The organism is Candidatus Methylomirabilota bacterium (genome assembly GCA_028870115.1).
Lineage (GTDB): Bacteria > Methylomirabilota > Methylomirabilia > Methylomirabilales > Methylomirabilaceae > Methylomirabilis.
In genome coordinates this window covers 36452-49114 of record JAGWQH010000103.1, presented here as the reverse complement: position 1 = coordinate 49114, position 12663 = coordinate 36452, and the positions used below count along the sequence as shown (strand labels likewise).

At 57.9% G+C, this 12663-nt stretch carries 10 protein-coding genes; 7 read left to right on the top strand and 3 right to left on the bottom strand.

The window, feature by feature from the left end; all coding sequences use genetic code 11:
- The first annotated feature begins 2 nt into the window (after positions 1-2).
- The 7 genes from KGL31_12425 (at position 3) to KGL31_12395 (ending at position 9313) form a co-directional block, all read left to right on the top strand.
- A complete protein-coding gene (locus tag KGL31_12425; protein MDE2322697.1) occupies positions 3-1643 on the top strand; it encodes a formylmethanofuran dehydrogenase subunit A in 1641 nt (546 codons plus the stop codon).
- Between the two features lie 27 nt (positions 1644-1670).
- On the top strand, positions 1671-2585 hold the full coding sequence (gene fhcD / locus KGL31_12420; protein MDE2322696.1) for a formylmethanofuran--tetrahydromethanopterin N-formyltransferase: 915 nt from the start codon (positions 1671-1673) through the stop codon (positions 2583-2585).
- Between the two features lie 33 nt (positions 2586-2618).
- Positions 2619-3428, top strand: a complete 810-nt coding sequence (locus KGL31_12415; GenBank protein ID MDE2322695.1) for a formylmethanofuran dehydrogenase subunit C — start codon at positions 2619-2621, stop codon at positions 3426-3428.
- A gap of 13 nt (positions 3429-3441) precedes the next feature.
- Complete coding sequence (locus KGL31_12410; protein ID MDE2322694.1) at positions 3442-4392, top strand: methenyltetrahydromethanopterin cyclohydrolase; 951 nt, start codon at positions 3442-3444, stop codon at positions 4390-4392.
- A gap of 153 nt (positions 4393-4545) precedes the next feature.
- A complete protein-coding gene (locus KGL31_12405) occupies positions 4546-5415 on the top strand; it encodes a RimK family alpha-L-glutamate ligase (GenBank protein ID MDE2322693.1) in 870 nt (289 codons plus the stop codon).
- A gap of 155 nt (positions 5416-5570) precedes the next feature.
- Positions 5571-6446: a triphosphoribosyl-dephospho-CoA synthase gene (locus KGL31_12400; protein MDE2322692.1), complete on the top strand. Its 876-nt coding sequence runs from the start codon at positions 5571-5573 to the stop codon at positions 6444-6446.
- Between the two features lie 200 nt (positions 6447-6646).
- Positions 6647-9313, top strand: coding sequence for a bifunctional acetate--CoA ligase family protein/GNAT family N-acetyltransferase (locus KGL31_12395; protein MDE2322691.1), 2667 nt, complete (start codon positions 6647-6649; stop codon positions 9311-9313).
- Between the two features lie 38 nt (positions 9314-9351).
- Here the strand turns inward: KGL31_12395 and KGL31_12390 are convergent, their stop codons facing one another.
- The 3 genes from KGL31_12390 to KGL31_12380 are packed head-to-tail and all read right to left on the bottom strand — an operon-like array spanning position 9352 to position 12445.
- Entirely contained in the window at positions 9352-10305 is a 954-nt protein-coding gene (locus KGL31_12390) for an alpha/beta fold hydrolase (GenBank protein MDE2322690.1), read from the bottom strand.
- Positions 10302-11696 (bottom strand): aminotransferase class III-fold pyridoxal phosphate-dependent enzyme, encoded by a 1395-nt coding sequence (locus KGL31_12385; GenBank protein MDE2322689.1) that lies wholly within the window; start codon positions 11694-11696, stop codon positions 10302-10304. Before KGL31_12385 ends, KGL31_12390 begins: the two co-directional genes overlap by 4 nt.
- Entirely contained in the window at positions 11693-12445 is a 753-nt protein-coding gene (locus tag KGL31_12380) for an HAD-IB family phosphatase (GenBank protein MDE2322688.1), read from the bottom strand. The genes KGL31_12385 and KGL31_12380 overlap by 4 nt, the downstream gene beginning before the upstream one ends.
- Positions 12446-12663: the final 218 nt, after the last annotated feature.

Below are 12663 nucleotides of genomic sequence, written 5' to 3'. Positions count from 1 at the left end.
ACATGGGACGCTCATTACGAATTGTCGGCGGCGAGGTCTACGACCCGGCGAACGGGATCGATGGGACCATTAAAGAGATCTGTGTTGAGGATGGAAAGATCGTAGAGTCCTGCACCGCGCCTGCCGAGGTCATTGACGCCAGTAACTTGGTGGTTATGCCAGGTGGTGTCGATATTCATACCCACATCGGCAGTCCGGCGGTCAACGCGGCTCGCGGGTTCAGGCCGGAGGACCACCGGCATATGCTGTTCAGTGCGAAACCCGGCATGAGATCCGGCGTTGGTTCTACGGTCCCTTCTACATTTGCGACCGGCTACCTGTATGCTCAGATGGGCTATACCACGGTGATGGAGGGCGCAAACGCCCCCATCGGCGTTCGGCATACCCATGAGGAGTTGATCGACATCCCGATCGTAGATAAGGGGCTGTATATCGAATTGGGGAGTAATGAGTTTATTCTGAAGTTCATCAAGGCCGGCGAGATGGAGAAGGTCAAGCGATATGTCGCCTGGCTCCTCCGGTCGTTGAAGGCCTATGGCGTGAAACTGGTCAACCCCGGCGGGGTAGAGCAGTGGAAGTACGGGAAGGATATCGCGAATCTTGACGACAAGGTCCATTATTTCGACGTGACGCCGCGCCAGATTCTGAAGGCGCTCTCCTGGGCCAACGAAAGCCTCGGGTTGCCTCACTCGATCCACCTGCACGCCAATAGCCTGGGCACACCCAATAATTACCTGACGACCTTAGACACGATGCGGACGCTCGAGGGCGCACGGCTCCACGTGGCGCACGCGCAGTTTCACAGTTACGGCGGGGAAAACTGGGGCGGCTTCTGCTCAAAGGCGACTGAAATCGCGGAGTATATCAACACCCATCCCAACATCACGACGGACATCGGTCAGATCGTCTTCGGCGATGCCACTACCATCACGGCGGACGGCCCGTGGCAGTACCGGTTGTACAAGCTCAGTAAGAATAAGTGGTACAACCAGGACATAGAGGTAGAGTCAGGGTGCGGGATCGTCCCGTACACATATCGAGAGAATAACTTTGTGAACGCCCTTCAATGGGCCATTGGGCTGGAGCTCTTTCTCCTGATCCGTGATCCGTGGCGGGTGTTCCTCTCCACCGATCATCCCAACGGCGGTCCCTTCTACTTCTATCCCTGGATCATCAGGTTGCTCATGGACAAACCGTTCCGGGATGAGATGCTGAAGCGTGTTCACAAGCGTGTGATGCCCGAGACCATCCTGTCGTCCCTTGACCGTGAGTACACCCTGAATGAGATTGCCATCATCTCCAGGGCGGGTCCAGCGAGAGCATTGGGGCTCACGCACAAGGGCCACCTGGGGGTCGGAGCGGATGCCGACATTACGATCTATTCCAAAGATAGCGATAAGGAACAGATGTTTGAGCACCCGGTCTATGTCATCAAGGGCGGAGAGATGGTCCTTCGAGATGGTGAGATCGTTCATAGCCCTGACGGGAAGACGCTGTTTGTTATCCCGCCTGAAGTCGGCGAGATGGATCCGACCTTTAAGACCGAATTCGAAAACTACTATACGATCCGGTACCAGAATTTCCCAATCGATATTGAGGACATCCCCAACCGAGAGGCGATCCCTGTGGGAGCGCCTCGATGATATTGTTGTTGATCTGACGGAGACACGATGGAGATTAATGGTGTTTGCATCGACGAGACATATGCAGAGGCATTCGGCGCTTATGCCGGCCGGGTACTGATTACCGCGTGCAGCAAGGCGTGGGCCCTGGAGGCGGCGCGGAGCATGGCAGGTTTCGGCACGTCAGTCATTGGCTGCGGCTGTGAAGTGAGTATCGAGGGGATCGAGCCTCAGGAGACTCCTGATGACCGCCCCGGCGTAAGTGTGCTGCTGTTTGCCATGTCAAAAAAGGCGGTTCAGGAGCAGCTTATCAACCGGATCGGCCAGTGCGTGATGACCGCTCCTTCCTCGGCCTGTTACAACGCCTTGGAGGCGGAAGATCGTCTGTCGATAGGGGGCAAGCTCAAGTTCTTCGGCGACGGATTTCAGATCAGCAAACGATTCGACTCGCGGATGACCGGCAATGGGACCGGACCTCGCCGTTTCTGGCGGATTCCTGTAATGGACGGTGAGTTTATTGTCGAAGACCGGTTCGGCGTACAAAAGGGTGTCGCCGGCGGCAACTTCTTGTTGTTGGGAAGCGAGCTGTCCGGAACCCTGCAGGGCGCGGAGCGGGCAATTGAGGCGATGCGAAAGGTGCGAGGCGTGATTATGCCCTTCCCCGGCGGTATCGTCAGATCCGGCAGTAAGGTTGGCTCCCGCTACAAGTTCCTCAATGCCTCAAGCAACACGGCTTTCTGTCCATCGCTGAGAGGGGCGGTCCGGAGTGAACTGCCGGAAGGGGTCGGGGCGGTCCTTGAGATCGTCATCGATGGCCTGACGCCGGAGGCGGTAGGAGAGGCCATGCGGGTTGGTATTCGAGCCGCGTGCGGTCCAGGTGTCATGAAGATCTCCGCCGGTAACTACGGCGGAAAGCTGGGAAAACATCACTTTCACCTCCATCAGCTATTAGCTGAAGGCTGATCGCTGACAGCTGATTTATGAAAAGAGGGTAGCATGTCACCAGTCGTACTTCATACAAAAGAGATTCCGACGAATATCCCGCTTGAGGCTGAGTCGATCTCGCCCGATCTGTTCGTCGAGCGCAGCCAGGCCGAGATCGAGGCGATGCCCGTCGCATTGGGAAATGAGAGCCACCGACTTGGCGACTTCTTCAAGGTCGAGGGGGAGCGGTCGGACGAGATCATCATTGAGGGCTGCGCGGGACGGGTGAAGTGGATCGGCTCCGGAATGACGCGAGGTCGGGTCGTCGTCCGTGGCGATGCCGGGATGCATGCCGGGTCGTACATGCGAGGCGGCGAGATCCTCATCGAAGGCAATGCCGACGATTTCCTCGGTGTCGAAATGCAAGGTGGGCTGATCCGCGTCACGGGTAATGCCAGGCATCGCGTCGGAGCCGCCTATCGGGGCAGCAAGTACGGCATGCAGGGCGGGATTATCATAGTCGGGGGGAACGTCGGGCATGAAGTGGGCGCCTATATGCGGCGAGGCCTCATCGTCATCAAAGGGAATGCCGAGGACTTCCTGGGAGCCATGATGACGAACGGGACGATCTGTCTGTTTGGCCAGGCAGGCATCAGGACAGGAGGTGGAATGCAGAAGGGGACGATCGTCTGCCTGCGGCCCGTTGACCTGCTGCCGACCTTTGCCTACGACTGCACCTATGCGCCGGTCTTTCTCCGAATGCTGTTCAAAGGGCTCACGCAACTTGGGGTGGAGCCTCCCGTTCCTACGAATGGCCTGGTTCGACGCTACCATGGGGACCTGGCCGATGTCGGTAAGGGCGAAATCCTGATCGCCGCCTGAGGAGGATACGGCTGTGTCGCTCAGTCTGAATCGCCAGGCGGTTGAGATTCTTAATAGGATGTCGGCTCGAGCCTCCGCGCTCGGGATCTCGGTCTCGACGTTGAAGAACGGTGCCAGACTCGTCGATCTTGGGGTCAAGGTGCCGGGGGGGTTGCTGGCGGGGAAAGGGCTGGCGGAGATCTGCCTCGGCGGACTTGGGGAGGTCTCGTTCCTTCCGCTGGATTATGGCGACTTCTCGTTTTCCGGCATCAGCGTGGCGATCGACGGTCCGGTGCTCCCGTGCCTTGGTTCACAGTATGCCGGTTGGCGGGTCCATCGCGGGAAGTTTTTCGGGATGGGGTCGGGGCCAGCCCGGGCGCTGGCCAGGACCGAGGAGCTCTACGAAACGATCCGCATCCGGGACGACGCCGACTCAGCAGTTCTGGTGCTGGAGAGCGGGCGACTGCCGGATGAAGAGGTGGCCGAGTACGTGGCCGAGAAGTGCGGCGTCAAGCCGGATCGGGTCTCGTTGGCGGTCGCGGCCACGCGAAGTGTAGCCGGCGCGGTACAGATTGCGGCGCGGTCGGTCGAGACCGCCATGCACAAACTGTTCGAACTCGACTTTGACGTCACCAAGACGCTCAGTGGCTTTGGAACCTGTCCTATTGCCACCCCTTCTGCCGACGATCTGACGGCTATCGGACGGACCAACGACTGTGTGTTGTACGGCAGCAAGGTCTATCTGACGGTGTCGTCGACCGATGACGAGATCGCGGCGTTGATCGATAAGATTCCGTCCTGCGCGTCGCGGGACTATGGTCAGTTGTTCCGCGACCTGTTTAAGCGGTATGACGGCGACTTCTACAAGATCGATCCGTTCCTCTTCAGTCCGGCCAAGATCGCCATTACCAATGCCGCCAGCGGCCGAACCTTCAGGGCCGGGCGCTTCAATGCCGAACTGCTCCAGACTTCTCTCCTTAGTTGATCAGAAATGCTGTCAGCCGACAGCGATCAGCCATTGACAAGCAAGCTTGCAGCTCTCAGTCATCGGTTGTCAGCTACAAACGCGAGTTGGGATGGCGCCATCGGATCCCTTGGTTTGTGCTGTATGCTGACGGCTGATAGCTGATCGCTCAAAATGAAGATCGGGATCCTCGCCGATAGAAAAGCGTGGCACGTCGAGGCCCTTGCGAAGGCGCTGGCGCGACGCGGTTGCCAGACCGACTTTTTGCCGATTACCCGGCTGGTGGCCCGCGCTCCAGGTGATCCGCTTGTCGCGATCGATGGCCAACCCCTCGAATCGTACGATGCACTGCTGGTTCGAACGATTCCGGAAGGGTCATTAGAGCAGATCGTCTTCAGGATGAACGCACTGCACCGTCTGGAAGCGTCAGGGATTCGGATCATGAATCGGCCGAGCCCGCTGGAACAGACCGTCGATAAGTATTATACGTCCAGTCTGCTTGCGTCACGCGGCCTGCCAACTCCGAAGACCATAGTAGCTGAGGGGTTCGACGAGGCGATAGCGGCGTTCCACGAACTTAGCGACGTGGTCGTCAAGCCGCTTTTCGGCGCCGGGGGAAGAGGGATGATGCGACTCTGCGACGCCGATGTCGCCTATCGAGTCTTTCGCGCCCTCGCGCTGACTCGGAGCATCTTCTACATCCAGGAATTTGTCCCGCATGGCGATTACGATCTGAGGGGTCTGGTGATCGGAGATCGGGTGGTTGCGGCCATGCGTCGGCGGTCGGAAGGGTGGCGGCATAATGTCTCTCAGGGTGCGCGACCGGAGCCTCACGTTATGGATGACGAGGCAACCGGTCTCTGCCTCGAAGCGAGTAGACTCCTCGGGACCGATTATGCCGGGATCGACCTGCTTCAGACCTCTCACGGTTACACGGTTGTGGAGGTCAACAGCATTCCCGGCTGGTCCGGCCTGCAGCGGACTACGGAGATCGAGATCGCTCAAGAGGTCGCCGATCACCTGCTCAGGCAACTGCAACCATAAGCGATGCGAACTGACTCGTCATTGCGAGCCGCAGGCGAAGCAATCTCACCGTTCTCAGCTTACAGGGACACTATTACAGAACTTGGAGATTGCCACGGTCGCGGTACTCCCTCGCAATGACGCCACGCAAATGTACCTGTGCTAGGGATAGACTGATGTCGCCGGCCGACAAAGTCTCCCTCGCTGCTCAACTCGCCTGCCTCCTGGAGGTGAGCGCCGATAAGCCCGGGAACGTTACCCCATTCGCCGACTTCGCCGATACGCGCTATACCGATTTTCTCGCCAGTTCCATCGTCCTTGGACAGGTCCTGCGGAAAGCGGCCACCGTAGCGATCGGTTCATTGGTCCTTGACGCGGTTCGAGAGACGAAGCGGCTGGTCGGCCGGAACACCAACCTTGGTATCGCGCTCCTCTTTGTTCCGCTGGCAAAGGCGGCCTTGCGCAAAGGACGCCGATCCCTTCGGTCCAGCCTTCGGAGTGTGCTGACTGCCCTCACGCCCTACGATGGACAACGAGTTTACGAGGCGATTCGCCTGGCAGCACCCGGCGGCCTCGGACAGGCGGATCAGTTGGATGTCCGGGCAACGCATGGCAGGGTGCCGCTCCTTGAGGCGATGCGCGCGTCGGCTGATCGGGATTCGATCGCGCGCGAGTATGTTACCGACTTCGAGATTACCTTTACCATCGGTGCTCCGACCCTCGAGCGCTCTCTCCGGGAGTCAGGCGATCCGGAAGCTGCGGTCATTCAGACCTGTCTGACGCTGCTGTCGCGCGTACCGGATTCGCTCATTGCGCGTAAATGCGGAGCGCGCGAGGCCGCCAGGATCTCGCGGGAGGCGGGCAAGATCCTCGCTATCGGCGGGGTCTATACTGAGCAGGGTTGGCGAAGACTTCGGCGTTGGGATCGCGCTCTCCGCAGAGACGACAACCGACTCAATCCGGGGACCACCGCGGACCTGACCGCCTCGGCGCTCTTTGTGGTGGCGTTGGAGCGGGGGGGCGAATTTGTGCTGGGTGGCAGCGCACGTTGATATACGCGGTACGCTCTACAGCTCCTTGCCCCTCGTTCCCGTTCCCCTCTTTAAGACCCTCACGTTCGATCTGACATCCGCAATCGTCTGTCCGCAGTGCATGTCTTGTTTGAAACGCCGTTCTATACTATAGTTCCTTGTACTTTATTGTCAGACAACGTTCCATGTACAGTGCCGACGAACACGTGAGGGAGACGGGTATGAGTGGCCTGGATAAAATCGTCAGTCCGAAGACCATTGCCGTTATCGGTGCCTCTGAGCATACAGGTTCCGTGGGACGGGCCATCATGGAGAATCTCCTCGCGCAAAAGACTGCGTCGATCTTTCCGGTGAATCCGAACCGAAAAAAGATCCTGGGGATAGATGCCTGTACCCAAATTGCGGCGGTCCCGAAGCCGGTCGATCTTGCCGTGATTGCCACGCCTGCGTCCACAGTTCCCGATCTTGTTGGAGAGTGCGGAGAGGCCGGAGTGGGGGGGATCGTCATCATCTCCGCAGGGTTCAAGGAGGTCGGTGAAAAGGGCAAGAGGTTGGAGGATCGGATCCGGGAGACCCGGAAACGGTACGGTATGAGAATCATCGGGCCCAATTGTCTCGGTGTCATCCGGCCCGTCACCGGGCTGAACGCCTCTTTTCTGAAAGCCCGTCCTGACGCCGGGCGGATCGCCTTTATCTCCCAGAGTGGAGCGCTGGGGAGCGCGATCCTCGACTGGGCCATGCATGCCCATGTCGGTTTCAGCCTCTTTGCCTCTCTCGGCTCTATGATCGATGTCGATTTTGGGGATCTGATCGATTTCCTCGGCGATGATCCGAACACGAAAAGTATCATGCTCTATATGGAGGCGGTCGGGAACGCGAAGAAGTTCATCAGCGCCGCCAGGGGGTTTGCGAGGAACAAACCGATCATCGTGTTAAAGCCCGGAAAATTCGCCGAGAGCGCACAGGCTGCGTTGTCTCATACCGGATCGATGGGGGGTGAAGATCGAACATACGATGCCGCCTTCAAACGGATCGGCGTTGTCAGGGTGAGAGATATTTCGGATCTGTTTAATGTGGCTGAGGTCCTGCATGCAAAGCATCTCCCGAAAGGGTGCGAGATCGCGATTGTTACCAATGCAGGAGGAGCCGGGGTCATTGCGACGGACATGTTGATAGGGCTGGGCGGAAGGCTCGCACGACTGACGGATGACAGCACCAGGGCGCTGGACGCCCATCTTCCCGCATATTGGAGTAAGGCAAACCCGGTGGATATCCTGGGGGATGCGGATAGAGAGCGGTACGAGACGGCCGTCACCACCTGCCTGGATGATCCCGGCGTGAACGGCGTGATTACCATCTATACGCCGCAGGGGGCCACACAACCGGACGAACTCGCCAGGCGCTTCACCGAGATCGCCGATCAGAGCCGTAAACCATTCATTACCGTCTGGATGGGCGGGGAGCAGGTCGAAGGCGCGCGGAATACCACCCTTCAACACAACATCCCCACATATGCGACGCCGGAAGAGGCCGTGAAGACCTACCTCTACATGTACCGGTACGGGCGGAACCTCGAGCTCCTGTATGAAACCCCTGGGCAATTATCGGTAGACCAGGCGCCGCCCAAACATAACCTCAAGGCCTTCATCGCCGAGCTGTACAAAGAGGGGCGGATGCTCCTGACGGAGAACGAATCGAAGCGGTTTCTCGTGAATTACGGTGTTCCCACCGTCAAGCCGCATCTCACGAAGAATCTGGAAGAAGCCCTGAGTCTGGCGAATTTGGTCGGTTACCCGGTTGTGCTGAAGATCGTGTCCCCCGATATCTCTCATAAAAGCGACGTCGGCGGTGTGGTCATCGGGATCGATTCCGACCGTGAGCTGAAGAATAATTATGAACGTCTGATGAAAAGGGTTCAGAAGAAAGCCCCGCAGGCGAGCATCTCGGGGATCTCCGTTCAGCAGATGGTGGAAAAGGTCGATTACGAACTGATCCTGGGGATGAAAAAGGATAAAGAGTTCGGTGCGGTGATCCTCTTTGGAATGGGGGGAATCGGGGTAGAGATGTTTCAGGACTTCTCCATCGGTCTGCCGCCGTTGAACCAGACCCTTGCGAGAAGGCTGATGGAGGAGACGAAGGTCTTCAGGATGATCCAGGGCTATCGGGGGAGGCCCCCTGCGGATATGCAGCAGTTGGAGCAGATTCTGACGAGCTTTTCTAATCTAGTCGTCGATTTTCCGGAGATCGCCGAGATCGATATCAACCCACTCGCCATCTCCGAAGGCAAGGCCTGCGCCCTCGATGCCAGAATCATCCTCGATCCGGCGGGCCTGGGACACACCGACGGCTATCCCCATCTCGTCATTACCCCGTATCCTGCGCGATATGTGGCCCCATGGCGATTGACCGACGGGACCGAGGTACTCTTGAGGCCGATCCGACCGGAGGACGAACCTCTGGAGCGTGAGATGCTCTCGACCCTCTCCGAGGAGACATTGCGGGGGAGGTTCTTTCAGGTCTTAAAGAAGATCACGCATGAGATGCTGATTCGGTTCTGCAATATCGATTACGACCGGGAGATGGCGATTGTGGCGGAGCTGAGAGAGGGGGAGAAAAAACGGATTATCGGCATCGGACGGTTGATCATTGAGCCGGATTGCACGAGCAGCGAGTTTGCCGTTGTGGTGCACGATGATTTTCAGGGCAAAGGCCTGGGCTACAAACTGGTGGACATGCTGATTGGTGTGGCCCAGGATAAGGGGCTGGGAGAGGTCACCGGCACCGTCCTCACCGACAACACCAACATGCTTCGGGTGTGCGAGACGCTCGGATTCAAGATCAGCCATGAGCCTGAAGGGGTGAGCAAGGTCAGGCTGATATTGAAGTAAGACGAGAAAAAATCTCTTGCCTCGTCGTCCCGGGGAGGCTACGCGAGTTGATGCGTCTCCAATCTGGAGGTCTGGCGACCAAAGAACTCAATCAGGTGGTTGGCAACGGCCCTTCTCTGCTTATCCACTGTGATCACATGGTAGCAGTCATCCAACAGGATCAGGTGCTTCTGTTGTGACGCGATGGTATTGTAGACCAGCTCGCCATTGCGTGGACCGGTCATGTCGTCCTCGCGGGCCTGGAGGATTACGGTAGGTGCCGTCACCTCACCCAAGCGACCACGAACCCGCGCGATGAGCCGGTCGATATGGCTCAAGGTCTTCAGCGGGAAGATCGGATAGCCCTTCGAGGCCGCGGAGTTGGCGCGGATTGCGGCGTCGGCGCCACGGTTCTTCCATTGGGCCCACCTGTCCCTGATCCATCCGCGCATGAGCGCGAGCGGATGATACGCTGCCCGAATGTGGGCCTGAAGCTGCTCGTCCTTAATGCCAAAAGGCGGGCCATCCGCATGGAAGAGGAGATAGTGCAGGGGAGCCACCTTCATGACAAACGGCAAGAGCGCCCTGATCCGAGGCGTATTCCACCCATCATAGATGAATGTGGGCGACAGGACGCCGAGTGCGTCAACGTCTACGGTCACTGAGGATTGCAGGGCCAGAAGTGCGCCCGCACTTAGGCCGGCCACATAGAGGTAGTTATATCGTTCGCGCACGAAAGCCAGTTGTTCCTGCACGTGCGTGATCCAGTCATGTTCGGAAGTTTTCAGCAAATCTCTGATCCGCGTGCAGTGGCCCGGAAGGGTTGTGGCATAGACGTCCCATCCGTTGCGCGCCAGCCGCCGTCCGAGGTAGCTCATCTCCGTTGGTGTCCCTGTTACCCCGTGAATCAAGTACACCAGACCTTGTGAGCGGGTCTGGATGGCCAGGTCGGTCGGCCGTCGGCCGACCATCTCGTCAAGGGGGCCACACTGCGTGGCCGGCGGTCGTCTCATGGTTGTTCCTCGCACTGGGTAAACAGCCGGTCCAGCATTTCGATGGCCAGATCGATCTCGCCAGTGGTGATATCCAGACAAGGCGCAAGGGTGAAGACGTTCTTGTAATATCCCCCGACGTCCAACACTAACCCCATCGGGCCGCGGGATGTTGGAATCCCTCCAGCCAGGCCCCGCTCGAAGATCCGGTCTGTGAGCGGCTTGTTGGGTGTAAACCCGTCGGCCTGCGTGACCTCGATACGAAGCGCCAGACCAAGGCCGGAGACGTCCCCGATGGTAGTATGTCGTTTCTTGAGGTCCTCGAGCTGCTGTAAGAAATAGGCACCTGATTCGGCTACCTTCCGTTCATAATCCTGCTGCTCAATCCACTGCAATGTCGCTAAGGCTGCGGCCGTGCCCAACGGATTGGATGAGAAAGTGGAATGCGTCGACCCCGGTGGGAAGGCCTGGGGAGAGATGAGGCGCTCCTCGGCCCACAACCCGGAGATGGGATTAAGGCCGTTGGTCAATGCCTTCCCGAAGACGACGATGTTCGGCTTGACGCCGAAGTGCTCGATGGCCCAAAACCTCCCCGTCCTGAAAAATCCCATTTGAATCTCATCGTCTACCAGGAGGATTTGTCGCTCATCCAGGATGGTCTTGAGCCGCCGGAAATAGTCCGGCGGGGGTACGACGTAGCCTCCGGTACCCAGTACGGGCTCCACATAAAACGCAATAAACTCCGGCTCTTCAGCCTTCGCATCCCAGAATGAGTTGAACTCCGTTTCAAACAGGCGCCCAACCTGATCGGCGCAGTAATAGTCGCAGCTCTCCAGCTTCATCCCGTATGGACACCGGAAGCAATACGGGAACGGTACGAAATGCGCTCGGTTTGAAAAATGGCCAAAGCGTCGACGGTAGCGGTAGCTGGAAGTGATCTCGGAGGTCCCGAGGGTTCGGCCATGGTACCCGCCCATAAAGGCCATAAACAGGGACTTGCCAGTCGCATTGCGCACGAGCTTCATAGAGTCCTCGATGGCCTGGGAGCCCCCGACATTGAACTGCACGCGCCCTCTCATTCCGAATGCCCGCAGACATTCGGTCGCCAACCGCTCGGCCACCAGGACCTTTTCTTCGTGGAGATACTGGCACGCCAACTGTGGCAACTGATCGAGCTGCACCTTCAGTGCGTCCACAATGCTTGTATTGCGATAGCCAAAGTTCACCGCGGAGTACCACATCTGGAGATCGAGGTATGGCCTGTCCTCGCGATCGTAGAGAAAGCTGCCCTCGCAGCCTTGAAAGAACTTGGGAACGGACGAGTAGTGCACCGTATCGCCATGCGAGCAATACTGCGCTTCCTTTTCACGCAGCGCCGCTTCGCTGAGTCGGTTCTCGTCGACGCGATTCATTCGATCTGTTCTCCCTTCCGAAAGAGACGTTCAGTAACGTCGGTAAGCGTCTCGAACGGCTCACAGGCGATCCCCTGCAGATCGCACCACTCTCGCAGTCTTCCCTTGGCAAAGACCTGTTGTGCCACGGTTGATACGCACCGATCGGAACGTCCGTCTCCGATGTACGCCGTATCCTTCAGCGAAAGCCCGCCGGATGCGGCTGCAGCGCATTTACATGTGCCGGCCCCAACCCAACAGCCAGGCGATGCAAACGGGAAGCTGAGCGAGGGGTACCCGTTCCCATTCCAGACCAGGCGGTTGGAGATCGCAGGGATGTGCGAGAGACCGTGTTGCTGCAATACGGTCTCGATGATCAAATCGAGGCCGTCACTGACAATCATCAGTGGGATACCGCGCTCTATGCACCGTTGGTTAAGTGTGACAATTCCCTCGTCGACGGGGAGTTCAGCCGCAAACTGCACCAGTTCTGCCCGATCTGCCCGGATCAATTCGACTTGTCGAGACAGACACTCCCGGCTGGTGATCTCGCCTCGTTCCCATCGACCCTCCCATTCGCGAAAAGCCGACAGGGCAAAGGTTTCGAGGACGGCGTCCGTAGCATCTACTTTCGTGATGGTCCCGTCGAAATCACAGAGGACTTGAAGCGCTAACAGGTCGCGCGACAGGCCCGTTCGTCTGGGACTCAGCGTGTGGTTGCCGAGCCTGAAATTCGAATAGATTGTTTCTGAAACACACAGTTGATTCATAATAGAACATGAAAGTTTTATGCAAAATATATGCCGATGTTAAATCAGCCCATCGGTCTAACAAGGCTCCTGAGATAATCAATCTATTTTCAATATGTTACACCGCTAGCACGATAGAGATCCACAAGAAATACTAAGTAGCATGTATGTCCTGCTTGATCGGATGAGAGAAGGGAACTCCGTGAGAAATAAGGGGTTCTGACGCAGTGTGGCGTTTT